Annotated in this window: 26 protein-coding genes; 3 read left to right on the top strand and 23 right to left on the bottom strand. The window is 41.5% G+C overall.

All coding sequences use genetic code 11. The annotated features are described in order from the left end of the window. Positions 1-6: 6 nt before the first annotated feature. From NSS83_RS30050 to NSS83_RS30025, 6 genes are all read right to left on the bottom strand, one after another. Entirely contained in the window at positions 7-399 is a 393-nt protein-coding gene (locus tag NSS83_RS30050) for a hypothetical protein (RefSeq protein ID WP_341347104.1), read from the bottom strand. Positions 400-467: 68 nt separating this feature from the next. After that, complete coding sequence (locus NSS83_RS30045) at positions 468-1187, bottom strand: metal-dependent hydrolase (protein ID WP_341347103.1); 720 nt, start codon at positions 1185-1187, stop codon at positions 468-470. An 89-nt stretch (positions 1188-1276) separates the two neighbouring features. Then, positions 1277-2155, bottom strand: coding sequence for a hypothetical protein (locus tag NSS83_RS30040; RefSeq protein WP_341347102.1), 879 nt, complete (start codon positions 2153-2155; stop codon positions 1277-1279). A gap of 1107 nt (positions 2156-3262) precedes the next feature. Next, positions 3263-3910, bottom strand: coding sequence for a DUF3885 domain-containing protein (locus NSS83_RS30035; RefSeq protein ID WP_341347101.1), 648 nt, complete (start codon positions 3908-3910; stop codon positions 3263-3265). 67 nt (positions 3911-3977) lie between these two features. Further along, positions 3978-9506: an RHS repeat-associated core domain-containing protein gene (locus tag NSS83_RS30030; protein WP_341347100.1), complete on the bottom strand. Its 5529-nt coding sequence runs from the start codon at positions 9504-9506 to the stop codon at positions 3978-3980. A gap of 81 nt (positions 9507-9587) precedes the next feature. Then, complete coding sequence (locus NSS83_RS30025) at positions 9588-10907, bottom strand: hypothetical protein (protein WP_341347099.1); 1320 nt, start codon at positions 10905-10907, stop codon at positions 9588-9590. A 1542-nt stretch (positions 10908-12449) separates the two neighbouring features. Between NSS83_RS30025 and NSS83_RS30020 the strand changes: the two genes are divergently transcribed. Both NSS83_RS30020 and NSS83_RS30015 read left to right on the top strand, forming a co-directional pair. Beyond that, positions 12450-13022, top strand: a complete 573-nt coding sequence (locus tag NSS83_RS30020) for a hypothetical protein (protein WP_341347098.1) — start codon at positions 12450-12452, stop codon at positions 13020-13022. Positions 13023-13054: 32 nt separating this feature from the next. Beyond that, complete coding sequence (locus NSS83_RS30015) at positions 13055-13381, top strand: hypothetical protein (protein ID WP_341347097.1); 327 nt, start codon at positions 13055-13057, stop codon at positions 13379-13381. 63 nt (positions 13382-13444) lie between these two features. On the opposite strand, the gene NSS83_RS30010 is transcribed toward NSS83_RS30015, so the two are convergent. Then, on the bottom strand, positions 13445-14050 hold the full coding sequence (locus tag NSS83_RS30010) for a recombinase family protein (protein WP_341347096.1): 606 nt from the start codon (positions 14048-14050) through the stop codon (positions 13445-13447). 158 nt (positions 14051-14208) lie between these two features. Continuing rightward, positions 14209-14409 carry a hypothetical protein gene (locus NSS83_RS30005; protein ID WP_341347095.1) on the bottom strand — a complete coding sequence of 67 codons (201 nt, stop codon included), beginning with the start codon at positions 14407-14409 and terminating at the stop codon, positions 14209-14211. Between the two features lie 290 nt (positions 14410-14699). Here NSS83_RS30005 and NSS83_RS30000 point away from each other — a divergent pair, with 290 nt between their 5' ends. Beyond that, complete coding sequence (locus NSS83_RS30000) at positions 14700-14981, top strand: hypothetical protein (RefSeq protein ID WP_341347094.1); 282 nt, start codon at positions 14700-14702, stop codon at positions 14979-14981. Positions 14982-15579: 598 nt separating this feature from the next. Here NSS83_RS30000 and NSS83_RS29995 read toward each other — a convergent pair. The 15 genes from NSS83_RS29995 to NSS83_RS29925 form a co-directional block, all read right to left on the bottom strand. Continuing rightward, positions 15580-15720 (bottom strand): hypothetical protein, encoded by a 141-nt coding sequence (locus NSS83_RS29995; protein WP_341347093.1) that lies wholly within the window; start codon positions 15718-15720, stop codon positions 15580-15582. A 19-nt stretch (positions 15721-15739) separates the two neighbouring features. Then, on the bottom strand, positions 15740-16276 hold the full coding sequence (locus NSS83_RS29990) for a DUF2786 domain-containing protein (RefSeq protein WP_341347092.1): 537 nt from the start codon (positions 16274-16276) through the stop codon (positions 15740-15742). 47 nt (positions 16277-16323) lie between these two features. Further along, positions 16324-16464, bottom strand: a complete 141-nt coding sequence (locus NSS83_RS29985; protein ID WP_341347091.1) for a hypothetical protein — start codon at positions 16462-16464, stop codon at positions 16324-16326. Between the two features lie 565 nt (positions 16465-17029). Continuing rightward, on the bottom strand, positions 17030-17239 hold the full coding sequence (locus tag NSS83_RS29980) for a hypothetical protein (protein ID WP_341347090.1): 210 nt from the start codon (positions 17237-17239) through the stop codon (positions 17030-17032). 54 nt (positions 17240-17293) lie between these two features. Continuing rightward, positions 17294-17953: a hypothetical protein gene (locus NSS83_RS29975; protein ID WP_341347089.1), complete on the bottom strand. Its 660-nt coding sequence runs from the start codon at positions 17951-17953 to the stop codon at positions 17294-17296. A gap of 183 nt (positions 17954-18136) precedes the next feature. Beyond that, a complete protein-coding gene (locus NSS83_RS29970) occupies positions 18137-18535 on the bottom strand; it encodes a hypothetical protein (protein ID WP_341347088.1) in 399 nt (132 codons plus the stop codon). 48 nt (positions 18536-18583) lie between these two features. Beyond that, positions 18584-18856, bottom strand: a complete 273-nt coding sequence (locus tag NSS83_RS29965) for a hypothetical protein (protein ID WP_341347087.1) — start codon at positions 18854-18856, stop codon at positions 18584-18586. A gap of 344 nt (positions 18857-19200) precedes the next feature. Beyond that, entirely contained in the window at positions 19201-20403 is a 1203-nt protein-coding gene (locus NSS83_RS29960) for a replication protein (RefSeq protein ID WP_341347086.1), read from the bottom strand. A 27-nt stretch (positions 20404-20430) separates the two neighbouring features. Then, positions 20431-20640 (bottom strand): hypothetical protein, encoded by a 210-nt coding sequence (locus NSS83_RS29955; RefSeq protein WP_341347085.1) that lies wholly within the window; start codon positions 20638-20640, stop codon positions 20431-20433. Positions 20641-21113: 473 nt separating this feature from the next. After that, on the bottom strand, positions 21114-21803 hold the full coding sequence (locus tag NSS83_RS29950; RefSeq protein ID WP_341347084.1) for a Rha family transcriptional regulator: 690 nt from the start codon (positions 21801-21803) through the stop codon (positions 21114-21116). Positions 21804-22005: 202 nt separating this feature from the next. After that, a complete protein-coding gene (locus NSS83_RS29945; RefSeq protein ID WP_341347083.1) occupies positions 22006-22281 on the bottom strand; it encodes a hypothetical protein in 276 nt (91 codons plus the stop codon). 82 nt (positions 22282-22363) lie between these two features. Next, positions 22364-22531, bottom strand: coding sequence for a hypothetical protein (locus tag NSS83_RS29940; protein ID WP_341347082.1), 168 nt, complete (start codon positions 22529-22531; stop codon positions 22364-22366). Positions 22532-22899: 368 nt separating this feature from the next. Continuing rightward, a complete protein-coding gene (locus tag NSS83_RS29935; RefSeq protein WP_036691443.1) occupies positions 22900-23094 on the bottom strand; it encodes a hypothetical protein in 195 nt (64 codons plus the stop codon). Next, positions 23087-23530 (bottom strand): hypothetical protein, encoded by a 444-nt coding sequence (locus NSS83_RS29930; RefSeq protein WP_341347081.1) that lies wholly within the window; start codon positions 23528-23530, stop codon positions 23087-23089. The genes NSS83_RS29935 and NSS83_RS29930 overlap by 8 nt, the downstream gene beginning before the upstream one ends. 133 nt (positions 23531-23663) lie before the next feature. Further along, entirely contained in the window at positions 23664-23813 is a 150-nt protein-coding gene (locus tag NSS83_RS29925; RefSeq protein ID WP_341347080.1) for a hypothetical protein, read from the bottom strand. Between the last annotated feature and the right edge of the window lie 69 nt (positions 23814-23882).

The following is a 23882-nucleotide window of genomic DNA, read 5'->3' as shown; positions in this document are numbered from 1 at the left end:
TATCCACTAGGACCAGTTACGGTACTGATCCACCATCTGGATGAACGTTGTTGTTGTGCCTCCGATATCTTGCTTAGAAGTCCAGTTATAGATATTTTCCAGGAAGCTGAAGAACGCTCCGCTGATGAAGAGGAATACAATAAATACAAGCAGACCTGCTTCAATCCAAAACCACTTATCCTTAATGGTCCCCTTACCGGTACTGATCTTGACCAGTTTGATGATGACTTTAATGATAACAAATACTAGTGTGGCTATTGTCAGTAAGGATATTACGAGTCCAATCGGCGTAAATACAAAATCCAATCCATCGAGTACTTTCCAGTTGAATTTCATTTTTTCTTTGATTTTGGTAATTGGATTGTCATCGGCGTAGGCCAGCATCGGTAACATAAACATGCTAAATAGGACCATCATGATGAGGGTCCCTGTCTTCCTAATTTTCATATTATTCTTCCCTTCTACTATTAATAGAATATAATCAGCCAAATTGCGATACTACAGAGCCAGCAGCTTCTTGCGATCCACCGCTCTGCTGCCCCACCGTTTCGCAGCAGATTCAGTGCCACCTTCATCCGGGGGATCAGCACGGACCGAATGCCCTCCACCGTTACCGCATCCCCGGCCAAATGCGACCACCATCCTGCCAACAAGCCTAAACCCAGCGCCTGGAGGAGAACCGGCTGAGTCGCGGTAAAAGAGACTACGCCAAGGCTCAAAGCACCGGCGAACTCCGGACTATGAATAATCCCGCGATGCTTAACAAAAGGTATCACCAGCAAAGCAACACCGGCAAACAGCGTGAGCCAATGCAGGGTATATAGTTCATATCCTGCAAGCAGCAGCAGTCCAAGACCGCTTAGGAGGAGCATGCGTAGCCGAGAGGCTAGGGCAAGGATCAGGCCTACCGCTGCCCATAGCCAAAGCATTGGCTGCTGCAGGACAAACCACAAGATTCCCATTCCCAACGATAGGGCGGACAATCCTTTCAGTTTCTTTCGCGTCCTTGCCGAGAACTGGAGCTTATTACTGACCGTGCTGGTCTTATGATCCAAATCCGGCAGCAGCCCGCCAATCCCAGCAGCGGCAATCAATCCGACAGCAGGTAGGATGGATATTTCTGGAGAAACATAGAGCACTGCGGAACCAGCCAGAATCGCCATTCCTATATGTCCTTGTCGATTCATTTTGATTTCACCCCCTTTCCGGACAGCACAAAATACCGCTTCAAAGCTTGAAGCAGTTCAGGTCTTGTAATGATTAAATTGAGTTTCCGTTAGAAAAAACGACCAAACCCCCGCTTTTTCTGCTTTTGCAAAATCGGAGATAAGAGGCCTTCCAGCAACTCATCGGTATTCGCCTGGGGATGAAACGGATCTGGATGATTCGGAACGGCAAAAACGGGCCTGCCGCTTAAGCATCCCGCCACCATCTCCCGATTCGGTTCGTTTGCCAGCGGCAAGGCAATCCGCCAGTATTCCTGCGGTACCCGGCTATGTTCCCGGCAAAAGGAGATCAGCTCCTTCACCCGCCATTCACTGCCGGAACCGATCAGGACCGGTACGCTGGCTTGTACAAATATTTCAGCCTGCTTGCTGCTCTGTAAACTCCCTAAGTCCAGCACCGTATAGCGGTAGTCGCTCATAAGCGCTCCGATCCAGTACTCGGATACCTCTGCCTTATAGAGAGCCACATTATTTATTTCATAACGGGGATGATCCGAGAAATCGCCTTCTTTGATATACTCCAGGAAAGAGAAACATGGATGATTCCCGCCTTCCCACACCGCTACTTTGGTCTTTGCATACCGGGCCAAATAGTGGGCAATGAGCAGCGCTGTATGCGTGCTGCCGGCCCCTTCATACACACTGCCTACCGCGATAACGATTCTTTCCCCTGTTCGACTGAAGTTCATTTCAGGCAGCTCAATCTGTTGAGGTTTCGCCTCTACCTGAATATGAGCTTCAAGCAGCTTCTCTTGCCAACTACTGCCCAGCCATACATCCGAGGCACCTAGCGCCGTCCAACTTCGTATTGCTGTCGTTGATAGGCTGGAAGTCTCAATAATCACGACAAACTTTACGGGGATCTCCTCTGCTAACGGTAAGAGGTTACGGGCCTCCTTCTCATGGATCAGGACGTATTGTGGCATCAAGATCAAGGCACTCTCTTTAACTTCCTCAAATGTACTGCATACATGAAATTTAAAATGGGGATCACTGATTTCTGGCTTTACGCCAACAAGTACAATATGCAATGATGTCCTACCTCCTCTAAAGAATATGTCTACCGTATGATCATATCCCAGGAAGGCAAGTTGAACGTGTGAAGAATGTTCTGAAAAAGTATGGATTTTAGAGCCACATTCATTTTTTTGTATCAATATCTCTTAGTATCAATATCTCTTAGTATCAATATCCCTTACGCCTCTATAGCTCGCAAAATCGCCTTGGCACTTACTTAAGATGATACGGGTCTATCTCTATTTACTGCGGCATGCTTGAAACAAGAGTTGTTACATCCGCGAAGGCCATCCAAAGTAAAACTGCTTGGAGCCAAGCAGAAGCCGAAAGTTTCAAAATCAAATGCAGGAAAACTCCGGCCGACCAAAAAATTATTTGAATGTACACATGGTTTAAATTAACGATGATTGTCCTATATCTATTTCCCTTCCATTTTTAGCTTTTGAGAAAAAGTTTGTAAAATCACTGTTAAAAATCCGATAATAAACAAAACTCATGTCAGGGTTAATGCAACGCTAGTGCTCGACATTTATTTAAAGATGTGACTATCTTTGCTGTAGTGAAAGACCATCAAGCAGCCAGCATAGTTCCCGCCGGGAAATCACATGCGCATAGGCGCTTTCGGCCAAGCTAAGGCTCCCTGCACCAGCGGCGGTAGTAGAGCCAAAAAGCCACTTAGTTAAATTCGTGCCCCGCAGGCGAGATAGACCTGAGGGACAGGACGGAGGCTAAGCACGGGGACTCCATGACACGAACCAAGTCGCGCAGCAGGTCGGGATCGAAGACGGAGATAACTTTGATTAGGACGAAACCGCCATATATAGGGAGGAGTTTGGCGAGAAAACTGGAGGTGTGGACAGAGAAAGATAAACTGCAGGGACGGTAGTCCGGAGGTCTTCAAGTTTCTTTTAGAGGGCCAATATTTTAATTGATTGGACCTTGAGCTATTTGAAGGGGAGAGGTATTTGACGCTTACTTTGAACAAAAAATGAAATTTAGATAGTCTCCCCTTCGCCAAATTAATTACCAAACATCTTCTTGATTCTTTCACGATCAAAATCTAGAATCCAGTCATTATACTGCTCATAAATCGGTCTTAAGATCTCCTTATTTTCTGCAACAATATCCAATCCTCTGTCGTCATAAAGATAAAAAATACTTTTTCTAGTCTCATTAACTAAAAATAAATCTCCAACAATTCCATTAACATCATTGCCAATTGCTCGATTTGCAACTGCATAAAGTAGATTATCAATATTCAGCTCTTTCGATTTTAACTTTACCCAGTATCGAATGGTTACTGTATTATCTTGCTCATCCGGATCATTGTATCTGTATTCCTGTTCTTTCTTATTAATTTGTCTTGAATCTGTTCCAATAATAAAACTTTCAAATATTTTCAAAACATCTTTTTCAAAATAGTCTACTGGATGTTCCTCCCAGCTGTCCATAAATATAACTAAATATATATCATCATTTTCGTGATTGACTGCATTATATAGAGTCACAGCCCTATATTTTATCTGTTGAACTCTTTTTTCCATCACATTAACCTCTCCCCCTGCTTCAAATCTAATGCCAAATGGGGCGTTGTAAAAAAGAGGGTTCTTCAATTCAATTCCAGCAAAATTATTCAAAAGTAAATCATCTAAATTTCTATTTTTCAAGTTGCTTCTCCTTTAAAATATAGCCGTAAAGAAAAATGTTTACTTTACGGCTATATTATTTTATTTTCTATTTCAGCTTAATGACAGTACCGGTTTGGCTTTTATGTTTTCCAGTAATGAAATTACCATATTTATCGGCATCGGTGATCCAGTGTAGTTCATTACCTCTTCGTTCAAAAACTTTATATGCAGAACCCCCATGTCCAGTTGTATCTTTTGCCCACCAATAGCCACTCTGGGTGTTGTCTTGATAAGCTATAACCTTTTGTCCATTGAAATTATAAGTGACTTTTGCGTTTGCATTTGTTTTTATATCCCAGAGAGTAGTTTGATTTTTTTTCCCACCCCCTCCAGATATCATGCCTGCACCCATAGCTCCAACAGTAGCTGCTATAGCGGTCGTTTTATCTGTAGCCCCACTATAGAAAAAATCATCTAATTGTGCTATAGCCCATATAGCCTTATCATAGTTCTCTAATCCTGCTGAAGTTGCTAATTTATATAAGTATTCAAATTGATTTTTTGTCATCCCCCCAGAATCATCACCAAAGAACCCGTACTTATATTCTTTCGTTAATGATTTAAGAATCTTAGTTTGAGTTGTTGCATTGGAAGACCGAGCTAAGATAACCTTATTAGTAGCATCCGTGTTAGAAAGATTATATAGAGGATCTCCTCCTGATGCCCCACCTGCATCTGTATAATGCCCCGTAGGATCACTATAAATCAACGGATTATTATGCACATACGTATACAAATTCAAACTCAGAGGATTATCAATCTGCCCCTCATAGGTATCCTCATTTAGAAATCGCCCCATGCTTGGATCATAATAACGAGCCCGCAGATAGTACAATCCGGTCTCTGCGTCATATACTTCTCCCGTGTACTTGAAGGAGTTGGACGTTCCTTCCACCTGGTTGGTGATATTCCCCCACTCATCATAGTTGTAATAATTCACGATCACTCCGCTGGTATCAACGATCTGCACCACGTCACCATGTCCATTGTACAGGTAATAATAATCCTTGACTGCATTGGTCTGAACATTTTTATCCTTCTTCACCAGCACCCGGTCACCTCGAACATAGTTCGCCCGCTCGACGTATTTGCCGCTCACGAGTTTCTCTTCCGAGATCACTTGACCCTTGAGATTGTAGTTAACCTGTGTCTCAGTATTCCCTTTGGTTTTCATGAACCGCATTCCATCAGCATAGTACTGGAAGCTGGTGCTGGCACCGCTCTTAGTGACGCTCGTCAAGGTATTCTGTAGGTCATACGTGTAGCTGGTATCCGCGAGATTCAGGTTCACTGCGTTTGTATCAGATAACGTTAGCCGATTGCCCCGCAAATCATACGTATGCATCGTTTGGCTGCCGTCTGGACGTATGATGGAAATCAAGCGGTCTAACCCATCATATTTGTATCGTGTGGTTTTTTCTGTAAGATCTCCTTTGCGTAATTCATGCACAGCAATTCGATTTCCGTTATTATCATACTCATACCTATATCTTGAGAGCACTTCATTTCCCTTAGTATTTTCCATGCTCTCTGTCCAGTTTAGCACTTTGTTGTAGGTGTACTTTGTCTTCAACACAGTACCATCTGTCAACGTTGGGTATGTGATAGTATCCACCAAATTATTTGGATAATAACTGTAGGTTACATTAACCGATGGGTTATCCGTAATTGTTGAGCTGCCGTTTGTCTGGACCTTTTGCAATTGCATTTTATTGTACTGATATTGCGTGTAAAGGCCGAAATATTGATCCTGTACGCTAGTTAGCCGACCTAGAACATCATATTGATTGATGATATTCGCCGAATGATTCCCTGATATCGAATAGGTGGATCGTACTTGCCCAAGTGTGTCTAGGGTTTGAGTTTGGGACCCCGTTTGCTGATTATTCGTAAAGGTCTTCGTGGTATGATTTGTCGGTCCACTCTCACCAAAGTTAATACGTGATTCCTGCGTTTGCACACTACCATTGATTGAGCGGCTTACCTTGGAAGATTTCAATTTTCCACTTTCATCATACACATACGTGAAGTTACTACCGTTACGGTCCGTCTTAGTATCCAATTGTCCAAGAGCATTGTAATCATAAGTCTCGCTTTGGGACGCCCCATCAAGCTTCGAGTGAAGTAATCCAATTTCATTGAAGTCTTTACTGTTTAAGGTCTGCTCTATACCATTTTTCGCCTGAACCGTCACTTTAGAGATTTGACCATTTCCATCATATTGATATCGGGTCGTCTGATTTAAAGCATCCTTGACCTTCGACAATCGACCTAATTCATCATAAACATAAGAGGTAGTCACCCCATCATCATTGACGTTTCCATTCGGATCGGTATAGGCTACTAAATTACCTGCGGAATCGTACTTATATTTCTCACTAATGCTCTTTGTACTTGATAGCCATGCAGTGGCTTCAATTTTATTTCCCCAGGCATCGTATTTGGTATACACATTATTCCATTGTTCTGTTTCGCCCTGAAGAAAACTGTAGTTCGTTCGTGTTTTCAGATTGTAGACACTGTTATAGATATCTCCTTTGGCATCCTGAGCGCTATCTTGTCTCCCCCAAGCATCATAAGTGACTTTTAATGTATTGTTCGATTCATCTACAGAATTTATTGGGCGCCCAAGACTATCATAATGATACTGTGTTTTAACAAACTTTCCATTGTAGCCATCCCATTTTTCTTCAAGGAGCAATTGACCGAATCCATCGTAAAACGCAATCCCATGTGTAGTTGATTCTGCTCCATTAGATATTCGCTTGATGGTACGATACGAATCCACAGCAAGACTATGGATTCCTGCATTCTCCGCATCAAAGTTCGTTGAAATTTGATTGTTTTTATAGGTATATTTCTCAATTATAGAGTACTTTTGACCATCTTGATTTGTAAATTGCGGATACTCAATTAGTTCTGGTCTGCCCAAGGCATCATAACTGTAGGTTGTCGTTTGATTATTGCCATCTTTTACGGTATGAATAAGACCGGTACCTATATTATAATCCGTAATTTTCCGAACCACTTTTGAATTGGGTTGTCCCACGTTAAAATAGGCTTCCTCTAGTGTAGGATACGAATATTGTGTATCTGATCCATAGGTCACTGCGTTTTTAGCTACTGTTTTTCCCTTAGACACTTTTTCCGAGATAACTTTAAATAGACGATTGTTACCATCGCTAGACATCTCATAGCTATAATTTGTAATCTCTCCTGCAGCATTGGTTACCGATTGGACTCGGCCTTGAGCCGTATATTCATAATTCTCTCTCAGAAGCGTGGAAGCTTCCTCACTTGGATACCATGAAGTTGTACGGGGCAAATGATACGTTGGTTCATACGTATAGGTTGTTGTATTCTTAATCTCCAATACTCCGCTTTTACGCTGATCTTCTGTTAATGGCCGAGTCATTGACAAGGGACTCCCATATTCATCATAAACCGTGATGATGGTTAGCTTGTTCGCCGTAGTATCATTGTCTCCCGCCCCATATTCCAGCGTTTCAGATGTAGTTGGTAACGTATCAATAACATGGTAAAATCTGGTGTTCTTCTGAACCTTTTTTTCTCCAGTTGCAGAGAGGTTCGTAGTCGACAGCAACTGCCCTTTTCCATTATACAAGTACGTTACTTTCATATTATTGGCCGCAGTTGTAGCCGAGGTTGAATATTGATAAGCATCCGTTTTGTTCTCATAATAGGTAGGATAACCGTCATGACTATCCACATAATCATAGTTTACCTTGTTATACTCCCCACTATATGATCCATTCCGAATGACACGGTCATAGCGGGACGATATAACAAAATCTTTCATGCTCCCCTGGATTCCAAAATTCCTAAACTTATTTGTGTAATTATATACCGTTTGAGAATGGGGATAGGTTACAGTTCTAAGTTGGTACGCTTGATTATGATTAATATTTGGCGCGTTACCTTCAGAGAATCCTTTTTGACTTGATTGTGTGTCAAAAGTAGCTCGATCATACGCAAATTGAATTTGTTCGTTATTTTGCGTTATTGTTTTAAGTGATAAAGTGGTTACTCCCCACCAAACACTATCAGGGAGACCGGTGTAGTAATTTATGTAATACAACATATATCCGCTTCTCCCGCGAGTATATGTGACTTTCTTCACTTCATTTCCTTGCAAATCATGGACAGAAACTGTTATGTTTTCATCCGCAACGCTTTCATAGCTCTCGATATACCGTTTATCTAAACGGTCATACTTAAACCTGATTTCCCTTCCTATTGTATCCGTAATACTGGTCAATAATTTTATGCTATGATAGGTACTATCGATTGAGGAGTAATTGAATTTGATTACATTCCCAAATCGGTCAACGATACCTAGAAGTCTTAGATCTTCTGCAAAATATTCTCTTTTCTTATCCGCATATTCAATATAATAACTTGAGACGTCTTGCCCATTCGAAAAGGATCTATAGTCTTGAGCAAAACGCATATCTTTGCTCTTATAATCCTTCAAACCTTGTGGAGAGGAAAAATCGACCTGATAAACTCCACCTTCACCATTATGATAGTATAACTCCCCGCCCCAATCGTTACTCTGCAAAGAGGGGAAACGAAATCCCCATCCAACCCCAAGCTCATATCGATCTGCCAGGAAATTCTCTGCACCTCCTGGAATCGTACTGCTTTGGCTTGAACTGTACATCACGCCGATATTTAAGTCCAGACCGTCTCTGCCTGGTAAGCTGATCTGATTTGATTTCCACGTCAGAGATCCAGAGGAAGGATCAACCAGTTCACTGCTGGAACGGCGGTCGGAGTACTGAGGTTTATTGGTCTGATTCATGGATTGCATTTGTGCTTGCGAGATCACAGTGTTAGTCAGTGCAAGTATTGTGTTTCCTGAAGTTGTTATGCTTCTCTGGTTTGTCATATCATAGTCCCTCAAATAAGGGAGCTGATCTTTACCGTAAACCTCTGTCGTTACGTTATACACCTCATTGCTAACTGTTGAAAGAGATGCTTGCTGACCGGATGTAGACAAACGAATATCATCCCAGCCCTTGTCCTTCTCTTTCTTTGTCTTGTAAAGCTCGAGCGGATTAATTCCTGATTCCTGGCTTAAATAGGCTGCTTCATAGATATCTTCAATAGAAGCACCTAAGACTAACAAGGAACGAATGTCTTCCTTGCCGAGATTGGGCTCCTGCTCTTTAAGAATGCTGTTTCTGCCTACTAAGTTTTTTGTGTACTTTGATTTAATGACGGCAATCTTCTGCAGCAAAAGTTCTTCGCTCGAATCCTTTTCTTCATACACTTGAGATTGTACATTCGCTCTAGACTGGGATAACCTGTTCTTCTCAATACTAGTTTGCTGGACAAATTGTAAATCATCTGGTGCTTGTACCTCGGGAGCAGGATAGTAGGAAGGAGTGACAGGTTCTTCGCTAATTGGTGCTGGAATGATTGGCGGTGCATGTGTTTCTGAAGGAGTTGAATCTTGGGAATTGGCAAACACATCTTCATTTATGCCCAGTCCAGATAGTAGTAATGCCATACACAATAGAATAATTGATATTTTTGGATATATCTTCATTTGTTCCTCCTTAGATATCTGTAATTATGGTTGATTGATCATTTTATTGAAACCCTGCACTAGTATTATTGTTGGCAATATTTACTGGAGTTGGATACTTAAAAGATTTCCATTCGTATCATAGATGTATTTATATTTTTGTCCTGAAGGAAGCTGAATATAATTTAATCTTCCAGTGGATGGATCATATTGCATCGGTGGTATATTCTTCACTTGATAACTCGTAACGTTAGAGATGTTGCCTGCCGCATCCTTGGAGCGAGCATATACTGTACCGTTAGCAGTCACCACGAGATCATTATTGTACTTGTACTCCATCCATGTCACATTATTAAATGAGTACTCAAGTATTCTCGCGTCAATTGGATATGTGATAAAAATCCTTATTCTCTCATTAGTAGAGTTTACAGGGAATATTGAGAAAGTAGCATTTGCAGGGGGAGTTTTGTCAATATTACTAATAGTAATCGTTTGAATTTTTTTGTTGCCTACGTTGTCTTTAGTATAGACAGTGTACGTATTGTTTTCAGAAACCGTAAATGAATTTCCTGTTAGAACAGTTCCTGCATTTTCAAAATAACTAAGGGGCTGATTACCAACCGCAAACTTCGTGGAGATGACTGTTCCACCAGTTGTCGATATTTTAACCATTACATTTCCATTTGTAGGTGTATCGGGGGTTTGCAAGAGTGAGATAACAAGCGGATTCGTATACACAGGCGCAGTATATGCACCAATAGACGCTGACCTATTATAATGTGATCCATCTCCACCTTCATAATACAAATCCAACATAAACTGATTTCCATTAACATAGAAATCCCTTTGAACAAGCTGTTCTAACCAATTTGTTTCTTTGGTAGTAAGTACATTAATCGTTTGAACGAGTGCTCCGTTTTTAATTAAAGATACATCGCCCCAAGGAGATAACTGAGCTTTATATATTATTCCATCCGTATCAATTAACTCTCCATATGGTTCTCTAAATGAGACAAATCTGCCATCTGCGTCACAATAATTGAAGGATACTATTCTTGATGCGGATGACCCATCTTTTCGTGTATAGTGGATGACAAATTGTGTATTAGAGACTTTGTCTACTGATTTTAATCGAATGGGATTTGTCCCTGACATCGAAGTGTCTGTTAACACATAATGATATTGATTATAGTTTAAACTATAATCAATATAACCCTTACCTTGCACATCTTGAGTCATACGAATAGTCGTACCGTCACTTTCTACAACCGTATACATTCCTTCAATCTCAATCGAACCATATGGAGAAACAGCTGCATAACTGACTTCATTTATTAGAGGCATAGAAATAAAAGGTACAATCAAACAAAAAGTGATCGCAATCAAAAAAATCTTTGATAATAATGTTCTTCGTTTCTTCACTTGAGTTCCACTCCTTAATTATTTATGATGTAATTTCTACACTTCTTAGCTCTTGCTAATGTTTACTGTATACTAACTTAAATGTTCATTTAATCCCTGTTACCTGTTATTCAATAAAAGAGGCCTCCCTTATACAAGGAAAAAATAGCAATAACAGTTATGTAGCCAATTTAAAAATTCGATTGATTTACTTACACTACCAAGTTTAATAATTCTATTAATCTATTTCAGTAGTTTTCCCCCCCTTTTTTCAGCTAAGTTAAAGAGAATTTTAAGTCATGCCTCTACTTTCTACTTTGCATCATACGACAAAAATAGATATTTGAATATAGTGGTATTTTGTCGAAATATATCTTTATATGTCTAAAATAGTTTAAATGCTATTAATATTATGTAAATAGTTTTATTTTTGTGTCATAAATGAACCGAATTCTAAAAATGTTTGTACTCAAACTTTTGAAAACGGTTCAATTATTAATTATAATGAATCATTTGTTTGATTATAGTTGCTTTCTAAAGTATATGTTTCTCATCTATAAACGTAAAAAGAAAGCTACCTATTAGGCTAAAAGTAGCTTCAATAAGTTTACAATATTCTCTCTCTCCGCTTAGTTAACACTGAAAGGAATTATTTATGGCAAGGTCTCATTTATAAGCAAGCCCCATTTTATACGATTTGCTGAAATCGAAAACCAAGTTGAGTCTATCTCAAAAGCATCCCATCGCCGATTAAGAGTAGTTTCTTTGCAGGCACCACTCCACTGCCTGCAAAGAAATCAACAACATATTCCCTTTCCTCACTATTGTCTCAATGATCCGCTTCATCATATCTATTGGCTTCTCTGTCGGATGAATCGTTTGATTCCTGAAATTCGTGGGATCTGCCATACATCTGTCTGGTTTCGTGAACAAATTCGTTTGACATTCTTCTTCCCTTTTACTGCCATAATGATAAACTCATGCTGATACCGGTACTGCCATCCCATACCCATATTCTTTTTGTCCCATACTATACAGTTTTTAATCGTAAAGCCGATAATCTTAAGCCATCGAGACATATCCGGATATGATGCCAATCGATAAAAATGTAGATATGGCTACCTGGTTTCAAAATGCGATAGGCTTGTTTGAGCTAAGTAAGACAAAATCTGCGATAGTCCGGAAACGGCAGGTTATCATTGGGGAAAATCTGAAAACGGGTTTACTTGTTCTTGGTCTGATTTGTTCCTCCAAATTTTAAATTATACGGCGGGTCCGCAATTACTAAATCTACAGTTTCATCTGCAATAACCTTTTGGGCACCTTCTATACAGCTATCCAAATATAACATTGTCAGAGACCTCCCAAGATGTTTTTATTACATTGCTATATACGGATAACAGGAACATAAATTCCCTATTTTATTTGTCATTTAAAAATATTTAATAATCAACTTTCATGTGACAAATGTCCTATTTTTATCAAATATTGTTGAAGTTTAGTATTATATATGCCACAATGTTTCCATAACAAGGAAACAAATAAAAACTTTGGAGGTATTACATGAACAGAAAAAAGCATTTTCTTTCACTACTTTTGACACTGGTACTTGCCTTCTCCTCATTTGGCCTCTTAGCTGCAGCAGACCCAATCGAACAAACAGGAACACACTTTGAAACATTGAATCCCACTTCTGATATACTAAATAATAAAGAAAATGATTTGCTGCCTTCACAAAATTTTAATGTCAATGAAATAAAATCATGCGGTGCAAGTACTTGGGGTAATCTTGGACTCACAAGTTTTATATCGCAGTATTCCTTTAATAAGGTTCTTTCTTGGGGATTGTCACTTACACCAGCAGGAATAGCTGCTTTTGGACCACAAGTCACAGTATCAGCAGTAAACGGTAGCGTTACTACAGCTGCTGGATTAACACATTTTATAAATGGAGCAAACATTTACGCTCCTCATACTCAGTCTTCTAACTATTCATTTCATGGTAGTATATCAACCTATCCTAGTAGTTTTGGCGGAACTTCACGTTTAGAGTCAGGTGACACAGTAGGTATAAATTTTAAAATTGATAGTGCAAGAGCAGGAGGATTAGTATCAGTATCATGCATAGTTCCATAAAAATATAATAAATTAGTACAGGGGGGATTGAGTTGGTCGATAGCTATAATAAAGACGACTCCTCTTACCACTTCATCAAAGAAGAAAATCAAGGGGCAAAACAAAAAAACATTCGTTGGTTCAGAGAAACGGTCCATTTTGACACTTTACGAGAGGCAGAAGAATGGGTTTATAACGGAGATGCATATAATAAAATAGGTGTTGAATTTGAAGGCTATGTAACTAGCGACCCTAAACTAGCCTTTGCATTACTTTTTAATCTTACAAGAGAAAACACACTGAACCAACGCTTTAAAAATATCTTTGCTGATGAAGAGCATTCGGATGGACAAATTCTTTACATGGTTTGGGTAAACTGATTTACAACGTATTTCTACGTAAAAGGCTATATTGAACTTCATAGAGTTCAATATAGCCTTTAATTATAAAGTATTCTCATACTCCTTCACCCTTCGATAGAAAGTCGGCTTCTTCATCCCGATCCTTCTCATCGCTTCCGTTGCAGTAAACTCTCCAGATTTCCACGCCTCATATACTTCAATGAATGTATTATCAATCTCATGTTTGGGTCTGCCAAAAGTGACCCCTTCCGTCCTAGCTACCTCAATGCCTTCTGCCTGCCTTGAACGGTTCTTCTTCCGTTCCTGTTCCGCCACGTATGCCAGGAGACTAAGAAACTGATCCTCCATGACTTTCCCGAAGTCGCCCATTGTCTTAAACTTTCGGGAATCGAACAGTATTTCGTTATCCAGGCATACAATGTCTGCCCCGATCTCGCGCGTGATATACTTCCACTCCGTAATGATGCCGTCATAGTCCCGGCCTAGCCGGTCCAGGGCATCCACATACACCAGATCCCCTTCCCGCAGCATGAGCCGCATCGCCTGGTAACGTGGACGATCAAAATCTTTGCCGCTCTGCTTATCCACAAAAACAAACCGTTCCTCAATCCCTAATTCCCGGAACTTCAAAAGCTGACGCTCTACATTTTGCTCCTTTGTTGAAACTCTTCCGTATGCGATCTTCAATGGGACCCCTCCTAATAGAAAAAACGTCTCAAATGATCCCTTGAATCACTGAGACGTTCCAAAACTGATTTTTCGGTCTTTTGAAACGATGTAATAAGCAGTTATTCCGTTGTCTCAAAAAGCATGCTTTTTGGAACTAACTATTATTACATTGCCACTTAAGATTCAGTAATCACTTCATAATATATTGCTTCAACACTTCCCTTAATTGGAAGAACACAAATCCCTTTTTCTTTAAGCTTGGAAATAATTATTCTGGCCTTGTCTTTGTCATCGCGCTTCTCTATTTCTTCAAATGTTGTAAATCCATGATGTCTTATGCCCATACCCTTGATTCCTGTGGAAATAGCTATCTTCACTTAAATCATTCCTTCATTTATCTTATGGTGTAGTAAAATTTAATAATCTTATTAAGCGTTTTTATTGTTCTAATCTTCGGATTACTCACTAATTCTCTTCTGATAACCTTGTCTGTTCAGTTCTACCACCATTCTCTATTGTTTTATATTTTCTTCTGAATCATCATGATGATTACAGAAGATGTTATTTTCTTTTAGCCCTTAAATTTATTCATTAAAAAAATGGCACCTTAATTGAAATATCTGGTATACTATCTTCAATCTGAGTAACAAAATAAGGAGAAATCTCAATGTATGATTATGTGGTACACCTGCTGTCAGTAAAGTTTTCAAAAAAACGTCCCTACACCTTAGTATTTACCGGCCTTTTTACGAACGCACATGATAGAGAGATTACATTCGAATATAACGGAACTGAAATAGTGTATATTTCCTCAGTAGCATATATAGCAGAAGTTAATGCACAGCTTCTAAAAGAATTAAACGAAGATTATGGCTATGGCCCTTTTGACAAAAATGAATCCACCAAACAATTTAAGCTGAAGCAAAGATACTATTTTGAGTACGATTAAACTTCTGGTGCAAAGAAATGATATGCATCTTGTTTAGTAGTATTGTGAATTGCTCTACGTGATAAATCAGTAACCAATATCAAAGATAGGTTGCCATCCTTTCTTGCTTCACAACATTTTTTGGAGATTTCTACCTACTTGTTCACGCCTTATTTTGCTCCTCTGTTACGTCACATGCGCCAGTTATCCAATACACTCAGACTAAATACTTCGGCCAAAGGCATCCGCCTAATTTAAATTGCTCCGTGCAACCCACCTCATTCAGATTATTGATTGTCGCTATACTTCAATTCCCCTTCAATGTATTGCGGATCTCCGCGACAGCCACGCATTCTCTGCGGAACTGTTTCGGCTCCTATCCTGGAGCCATCGTCAGGCGGACAGTATGGCATACTCACAGTCAGTTATAGTAGCATAAACCTTACCCTCGAATAATTTACTGATAATGATGTAGTACCTTGAATTATCCGCACGTAAAACTTGGTGAATTGCATATCCTTTAAAAGAACAGGCATATGTGCTCTTCATCGTTAATTCCCTCCATAGTTCAAGCCCTTCGGCTATTATATGTTTAGCGTTTATGGTCTCTTTCAGCGTCTTACTCTAAATCTTTCAGAAACTCTTTATCATCATCAGAAGCATAAAATTCCAGCCAACAAGCCAAACAAACAGGTTCTTTATCATCATAAACAGTTCTTAACTCAACCAGGTGAGATGTCCGGCAGATCGTACACTCCATGAGTAGCCTCCTGTATTCATCAGTCACGCTCAATCATTTTTGTCATAGTGCGTCGTTCCATACCCTCCATCATGAAAGAAAACCTCAGTTCTTCTTCTCGCGACAGATCCTTACCAGTAGACTTTGCTTTGGGCTTTTCATCTGAGGGGAACAACTTGTTTTTATTCATGAATGCGCTATAGAATAGCTTTAATTCTTCCTGCATAGCCCTCTTATAGAATTCAAAATTCAGTTTTATCTCTAAATGCTTTGCCGCCGTACAATAAACCCCTAATACTTTGTGCTTCCTCTTTGAAGCCCCTAACTTGTTGTAATAATCACAATCCCCCAACACCATGTAAAGTATTTGATTCAGTAGACGAAATTCAGAATCGTCATGGTACCTGAACCATGCCATTTCTACGGTTTCGGCAGCAATGTCATTTTCCTTGATTCCGTATTTCTCCATGAGCTTTTCGAGCATCTTCTGCGCGGATTCCTTTTCTCCAGCAACTCCACGCTCTGCCAGAGCCTTTAACCCTTTTAACTTTTCTAACATTTTCCCTTTATCATACATTGGGTTCCCTACCCTTCTTATACGTAAATACCCAACGGACCTGCAGCTTATTGTAACTTTGCAGTTACATTATCTTTCTTTGGTTTGAGCTGATACTTGCTACACCCATTATTTATAGCTTCTTTATTGCTTTTTGCCATGACCGCACCAATACGTACACCGTTTGAATAGATGTCATATGTTCTCATTTGAATTTCCCCTCCTCGCAGATTTCCATTTGCTAATTTACTTTTGAAACATCTGTCTATAATCCTTAGAATCGAATTTCCCGGCCTCTCTATCAACTGGGACCAATCCCACATCCGTTTGAAACACATGGCATCTATCATTCGAATGTGCATAATGAACTTCTTCATAACCGGCATCACTTAAGGCACGACACAATATCATTTGTTCAAACAAACCAAGTTGCATAAACTCCCACCCCCTTGCCCATTGATTTTTTCGCAATTCAACGCGAAGCCTCAGCCTCCCAATCGACAGCTTTATGATCAAATTGCCGAACTGCCATTTCAATCACTGTACGAATCTTGCTATCTTCTGGAGGTTTCCCATCCCAGCCCCGATCATAGTTTGCGAGACAATACCGAAAATCTTTTTGTCGATTCGGATACACGGTCAACTTGCAGATTCGGCCCTAAGATATTCCATAAGAGGATGGCTCTGAGAATATCTTTGCTTGTACATAGAGACCCTGAATTTCTCCTTCAAACAAGTCACCAGTGTATTGGCGGCGTTTGTATTCCAATGGCATTATTTTTGATCTCCTTCTTCTGCAAATGATTCGTACGCAATAGTCATCCCTGAGTCACCCAACACATTAGCGTTAAACAAGACTTCTAACGCTGTTTCAGAATTATGCCCTTTCCCCAACATGTGATCATACATAAACTGAAGATAGATGTCCCCATGTACAAATCTGAGCATCTGAGCTTCATTAAAGAAGGGATCATCAGATTCCATAAAATTCTTCCTTTCTGTCCTTGAATTGAGATGTATGCAAGCTCCGAACGGTATCTAAATGATCCGCAGGGACTGCGCCAATAAAATAAGCGCCGTCTTCTTCACCTGATAGTACTTCGCACGGTACCAGTTAAAACTGTTCATAAGGTACTCGTCTAATTCTTCTTCCCGGCAAAAATACTTTGCTTCAACCAGCTTCAGCTGATCAGGATCTAGGCAACGCAAGGCTTTCTCCATCGGGTATAACTGGTCCTCCACCTCCCAGATTTCGTCTTGAAGCCGTTCAGCTTTATCAAACATACTCATGACGGCTTGCTCCGTTGAAGAGTGCGGGATACCTGATCGTCCGCTCACACCCGTAAGCTCCATACCGGCAGTAACTTTAGGCTCCTTGGGCCTAACGGTCTGAAGTTCTGCGTTTAACCATTGCTTCCGCTTGTTTGCCTGATAGTATTGCTTGAGCCGGTACTCCACGATAGATACATATTGCTGCCGGATCGCAACAGGAATATCCATCTCAATCTGCTCCACTTCTTCATCACAAGAACTGACAGCAGTTCTACCTGTTTTCTCCAAGTACTCACGTATGACCATCAGTTCTTTTTGTCCGCTAGCGGTAATCTTCACAGACTTTTTTAACTTCTGGTATCTTGCAAATAACCAATCCACCGGCACCAATGAGATATTAAGCTCCGTGACTTGAAAATTCTTCAATGTTCCACACTCCCCCCCGGATAAGCTCTCTGTTTCTTCCAACTCGAAATCCCATGAACTTTGTTCAAAGTCTTTATTACAGACACTGCAGCGGAAGACACTCTCTCCTACTTCATGGCATCTATTGCCGCAATGGAGGCAAATCACTTGCCACTCCCCCTTGGATATGCTCTATTCCAAGCATCAGATTTCTTGAGCTCGGCTAACGACTTGAACATCAGGCCGAAATCCATACGCTGCATTATTATCAAATTCAACATGACCCGAACTATCAATTTTTGTAATGACATGAGGAGCCTTCCAATCGAAATCCAGGTTACATCCACCGCTACCAGAACGGATAATAAGTACTGTATCGCCAACATTAGCACCTAACCGCTCGATCTTCTGATTCAGCTCCTGAGCTTCATAGTGCGCTTCGTCAATTTGATGGGTTAACAGTCCAACTGTTTTTCCTTCCGGAGATTTCACCGCATACAGATCCGGCCTACCTCCACGATGATAGATATCCAAATAAATAATTCCACCCTCTAGTTCCTGCCCACAGTATGGATGAGCTGGGTCAATGATTTTCACCTTCATAAAGTCACCTTCCACATCGTATTTTTCTTTATCATTGATGGATCAGGCTTAGCGATTTACCCAGGCAAAAGCGATCTCACCGCGCCCTGGTTCTTCCACCACATAAGCCACACCTTTCGTAACATACGGGTTTATACTCACTCGCAGAGCTCCGAATGAGGTTTGGATCGACTCATATTCTGCAATGTCTGCTTGTGGATTGACGCATATTTTCAGACGGTCAATGCTGCACCCCTTACTTGGAGATAATAAGGGCCGGATGGCCCTGTTAATCATATCCATAGCACCGGGATGGATCGGCTTAGTGGAGAGTTGACTCATATGGATTCTCCTTTGAACACTCACATAGCAATACTGAGAGCGTATGTTCTGTTTTGAAGCCTGGTTGTGCCTGTTAGGAAACCCTAACACTCCCAAGTTGCTTCTCTATCATTTCAGCCCTACAGGCAGTTAATTACTCGTGTGGTACCGTTCTTCTTGTGCTGCAATTGTAATTGCACTGGCGTTACACTCAATACCAACCAATTAGCAGGAGTGAGGCGGTGCTGACTGATCAGTTGCTTTTGACGCCGTGTAGGACGTACCCCTCTGCTCTTTTTCTTATCCAAGTGATTCTCCGTGATCATTATCTTCCCAACCTTTCTGATAGCTGCCTTGAAATTAAGTTACCGGTTACTTACCTCTACCTTCTCCAAAGCTTTGGTTTCCTTGATCTCTTGTGCCTTCCGCATCAACTCAGCCATCTCATCCGCACTGGGAATTGCCCCGCCGCCATAATCGGTCAGAATGGGAATCTCCGACTTCCGGCTTCTTCCTCCCTGATTGCGAGAACGTTCATTACTCCTTGGAGAAGGTGGTGTGGCTGAAGCTACTACGCTTATTTTGGATTCCAGTTTGTCCATACCGCCTCGTTCACGGTACCCCCGAAGTATGCCTTGTATATAAGCTAAATTCCGCTTATCTATCCCTAGCCGATAGGCTGCTCTCATCGCAGAATGTAACCATTCCCCTCCGTATGTACCGTGTAGAGTTTCTAAGTCATTTTCATCAAATGAGGTCAGCTTGCCGCCAGCGATGAAGTTGTTTTTGTAGTCCAACTTGATGTTCTGGATTGAGTAAAGCTCAGGATTCATCCTTAGCGTGTCAGCACTAGTACTCATTGTTGTTGTTATTGTAGTAGTAGTTCTTTTAAATCTTTTAATAGCTTTAATACTAGCTTTAGAAACGCTGGAACCCATGATACGACTAGGATAATTGCGTGTGACGGTTCCCCTTTTGGGAACTGGACGGTTCCCTTTTTGGGAACTGACTAGTTCCCTTTTCAGGAACTCAGTACCTTTTTCGGGAACTCGGTCCCCTTTTCGGGAACCCGGTTCCTCTTTCGGGAACTCGGTTCCTCTTTTGGGAACTCGATCCCCTTTTTGGGAACTCGGTTCCCCTTTAGGGAACTCAGTTCCCTTTTCGGGAACGGTAGACTTCAGTAAATTAGGTGATGGCCTCGCCAGATTGAGATTGATTAGCTCCTTGAACCGTTTGGGATTTGCGCTGACTACAGTCTCTATGCTCCAGAGATCGTAATACTTATTCAGCTGAAACGTATTCATCTCCTTATCCCAAAGAATGACATTCCCTTGAAGAAGCTCGTTTAAGACACCACGGATATGATTTTTACCTATCCCTGTCTCCGCAAAATCCTTCAATTCCGGAATGATCGCCGATGGCTTCCCGCACCCCCAGCTCAGCGTCAGGATAAAATCTATGACATCACGCTGGCGCTGAGAAAACTTCCGCCGGATCAGCTCTCGGTGTATTTCATGCGATATTCTGATGTGAGCATCCGTTGGCTGAGGATTAACACTGGAATCCACGGCATCGCCTCCTGTATTCTGTCGGGCCTAGATCGCCCGGAGTCGCTTCGTTCTCTCCTGCCATTCCCGGTTCAGACCGCAGCCCTTGGCGGGGATCTCATAATGTCTGCGTCCGCATACGAACGACACAAATAAGCCGGTGGCCTGCTCGTAGTACATTCCGTTCAAGACCTCTGGCGGATGCTCAACCTGAACATCGATGAGATCAAACAGATCCATTTGTTCGATATGCTTCATTGCATGGCCCCCTTGTTACTCCGGTCCACTGAACGCAAAATTGCGCTAAGTGAAGAAATTGCATTGCTGAATATTTTATGAGATGATAATTGAGCATGTTAGACTAGGTACGTAAGCATTTGCGGTGCTTATGTACCTTTTTTGTTGTTCACTCCTTCTAATGTTCTTGACTAGCACATGATGCTGTAGCGGATTACGTTCAAACCAGATGGTTGCGAGTAAGGGTAACGTCATCTCTTCCTGCATGAATTCCTCACCTCCCTCTTATGCCCCAGCACTGAGCGTAAAATTGCGTTCAGCCCCTCTGCCTAGCTCAGCGCAGGAATGCGTTCACTGTCCTGTAATTACTGAACGCAATACTGCGTTTAACCCAAAATGGATTAGATTCGCTTAATGACAGATTGCGTTCAGTCCACTGAACGCAGAGAATCGCTCATTAGGTGGAGTGAATAACAACTGAGCGCAGAACCGCGTTAAGTTAGTGGTCTCCAGCCTTCTACATATTGCAGTGCCTTCCCCAAGTCTTCTTTGCGGATATCTCTGTAGCTAGTAACCTGAAATTCGGCATAGATAGCCCGGTACAATTGCCGGTAAAATCGCGGCTTCTGACTTGCTTGATTCGCAAACAAGATTACTCTGCAGCCTATAGCCGCATGCAGCTTCTTCTGCTCCACAGTCTTGAGTGTGACTTCCTTGACAACATCGTCCAGCCGCTGCTCTACTTCCTGTACGCGTTCCTTCATTTGAGTAAACGCCGCTTCGCTAATGAGCAAAGGATTGGGTGGTCCCGAATCAAGCCTGTCTTGTTGTTGTAGTTGGCTCTCCATTTGATTGAAGGCCGCAATATAATCTTCCTTGAATCTCGCCGCTTCACGGCCGGTAAAGCCCGTAATCAGGAATACAAAGCCGTCCCGGGTTACCTTGTAGTAGGGATTCTTGCGGCCCGACCTATCCGAATATTCACTAAGCGCAAAATTGCGTTCAGTAAATTCGGGACTGCATTCGAGTGTCTTAATGCTTCTCAGAATATCCGCATGACGTTTGCCGAACTTGTCCGCAATGCTCCGGCTGTCTGTCATGGCTTGTCCATTCTCCACGTAGACAAAATGGCCGTTCTCCTCCTGGTTTGCATCAAGCCATTGAACTGTAAGTCCGTTTGTCATTAACATCCACCCTTCGTTATGTAGTTCTGATGAGTTAAATACCTTCATTCATAGGGGATGGAGTATTCCTCCCACTACGGCGGATTCCGCGACCTTCCCGGCACTGACCGGTAGGTTTCGGCTGGTATCCCCCCAGCCATCATCAGGCGGTCAATCATCATATGAAGCTATAAGCGCAGCCATAATGCATGGGTCAGCTCCATCAGCCCTGCCTCTTCACTGAGATCGCATCAGCCCATTCCCATTCTTCCGGTTGCTGGGAATTTGATGGTCGTTCATAAATATTGTGATAATCGTCTTCAGCCACCGTCTCCACGCGATATTCCATCCGTCTTCCAATCTGATCTTTGCCTCTGAAATAGAGATGCTTTCGGTCGTCAGACACAACCTTCACTATTGCAGAGATGTACAGCCAATCCTGCAGGTATTCTGCAGCAGCCCTGCCCGTGATCACCGGCAATAAGTTTGTATTCCCCACTTTTATTTACTCCTTCCGTTGTTATCTGATTTTCATATTTCATGTACAAGAGATCCCCTTGCCACATCTCCTTATATGCCTGTTAATCAAATGATCTTTCATACAGCTTGGCCGCTTCCTCAATGGTCTTGAAATCAAATTCAAAATATACGGCACGAACGACTTCTCTAATCTGATCCTCAGCCCAGCCTTTGCGTAACAAAGCTGCACGGACATAACCAAGGCATGCATTGTTGCTCCACTCTTGCAAAATTACCGTCCTCCTTTGGTTAACAATCTTCATCTATTTCGCTTTATTTGCTTCCCTTTCATCACTTAAGAATATATAAGGGTATTCATACGATATAACCCTGAATCCTGGATAACCTCTTTCAAAATACGCTTCAAGCTCCTGATCGAACGCCACTGAATCCACTGGCTTCAAGGCCCAAATCCGTTCCCCAACCATACTTTTAACTAATGGCTTATCGTTAACTAAAGCGCGCACATCTACATCCCCATTCTAATGATTGGGCTTAACGCAATTTTGCGTTGAGTAATTAGGAATACCGAAGTCCTTTCCTCACAACGAACTGAGTGCAAAATTGCGTTCAGTATGAACACTGGGCTTGTCCCACTCTATAAGGAAATACGCTGCCTAACTAAATCCAAAATGTCTTTCGGAAGATCCAGAATAACGGTACGTAGAAGGTGGAGCTCTTGCTCCGCCTCTTCACGACTCGGATCTTCATTTGTCGCATTAACCAAAACGGTAAGCTGCATAAATCTGACGGACAGCGCATCGGCAAACTCCAATTTGTCCCACTCACTCATCTGGAACTCTCCGTACTAGAGAACTTTTGTGAACGAATTCACCTTGAATCACACACCCTTGATGAGCCAGAGGTGGACTTACTTCTATGAACTCTTTGATAAGTCCACGCTTTTTTAATTCCTGACCATACCCTCCCTCAAAAAGGCGTTTGAGTATAGAAGATATGCAACGATTTATGATGGACTCCAGACGTTTCAGTTGTTGTTGGTAGACCTGCATGTCATATACATCTGTATGATTTTTTAATACTTTGATCTGCTCTTGCTTTAAGTACATACATTCAAGCCTTTTGAACTCCATTTCGTAATGCATTTCAATAATTTGTTCTTCATTAGCTTTTATTTCTGAAAACAAAGAATGACGTTCTTCTTTTATTGCTTCAATCTCTTGTGACTTGTTCACCAGCCGCTGAGCAATGCTTAATAATTTCCCCATGCCACTTGCTCCTGTTCTTCATTCAAGTAAATTCCATGCTCTGCATCAGATTATTTAAAAGTGAATGAGTTCTAAATTATGAAGTAGTTCCTTATATAAACACTCTACAAAGGCTATAATGATAATGTTTGCTTCATTCCAGTTCTGCTGTGTCTTGTAGGCATACCCAAGCGGCATCAGCAATCGCAGTCTCCACTCTCTCCCGTTCATCCGGGTCTGTAACCAGATGGTCATCGCAGATATGAACCTTTGTCTCACCAAATGTGTAGGTTGCAACAATCATGCCAGCATCCCCCCTGGCATTATGTGTATGCCGGGATGATCGAGGGACAACCATGATTTTTCACCTCCC

It is taken from the genome of Paenibacillus sp. FSL H3-0469 (assembly GCF_038051945.1).
Lineage (GTDB): Bacteria > Bacillota > Bacilli > Paenibacillales > Paenibacillaceae > Paenibacillus_AQ.
The sequence above is the reverse complement of the archived record's forward strand: the minus strand, read 5'-3'. Positions and strand labels throughout refer to the sequence as shown.

Coding starts and splice junctions, on each gene's coding strand:
- NSS83_RS30050 (WP_341347104.1), bottom strand. CDS start 399: ATGTTTATGTTACCGATGCTGGCCTACGCCGATGACAATCCAATTACC.
- NSS83_RS30045 (WP_341347103.1), bottom strand. CDS start 1,187: ATGAATCGACAAGGACATATAGGAATGGCGATTCTGGCTGGTTCCGCA.
- NSS83_RS30030 (WP_341347100.1), bottom strand. CDS start 9,506: ATGAAGATATATCCAAAAATATCAATTATTCTATTGTGTATGGCATTA.
- NSS83_RS30020 (WP_341347098.1), top strand. CDS start 12,450: ATGAACAGAAAAAAGCATTTTCTTTCACTACTTTTGACACTGGTACTT.
- NSS83_RS30000 (WP_341347094.1), top strand. CDS start 14,700: ATGTATGATTATGTGGTACACCTGCTGTCAGTAAAGTTTTCAAAAAAA.
- NSS83_RS29995 (WP_341347093.1), bottom strand. CDS start 15,720: ATGGAGTGTACGATCTGCCGGACATCTCACCTGGTTGAGTTAAGAACT.
- NSS83_RS29990 (WP_341347092.1), bottom strand. CDS start 16,276: ATGTATGATAAAGGGAAAATGTTAGAAAAGTTAAAAGGGTTAAAGGCT.
- NSS83_RS29985 (WP_341347091.1), bottom strand. CDS start 16,464: ATGAGAACATATGACATCTATTCAAACGGTGTACGTATTGGTGCGGTC.
- NSS83_RS29980 (WP_341347090.1), bottom strand. CDS start 17,239: ATGGAATCTGATGATCCCTTCTTTAATGAAGCTCAGATGCTCAGATTT.
- NSS83_RS29970 (WP_341347088.1), bottom strand. CDS start 18,535: ATGAAGGTGAAAATCATTGACCCAGCTCATCCATACTGTGGGCAGGAA.
- NSS83_RS29965 (WP_341347087.1), bottom strand. CDS start 18,856: ATGAGTCAACTCTCCACTAAGCCGATCCATCCCGGTGCTATGGATATG.
- NSS83_RS29955 (WP_341347085.1), bottom strand. CDS start 20,640: ATGAAGCATATCGAACAAATGGATCTGTTTGATCTCATCGATGTTCAG.
- NSS83_RS29950 (WP_341347084.1), bottom strand. CDS start 21,803: ATGACAAACGGACTTACAGTTCAATGGCTTGATGCAAACCAGGAGGAG.
- NSS83_RS29935 (WP_036691443.1), bottom strand. CDS start 23,094: ATGAGTGAGTGGGACAAATTGGAGTTTGCCGATGCGCTGTCCGTCAGA.
- NSS83_RS29930 (WP_341347081.1), bottom strand. CDS start 23,530: ATGGGGAAATTATTAAGCATTGCTCAGCGGCTGGTGAACAAGTCACAA.
- NSS83_RS29925 (WP_341347080.1), bottom strand. CDS start 23,813: ATGATTGTTGCAACCTACACATTTGGTGAGACAAAGGTTCATATCTGC.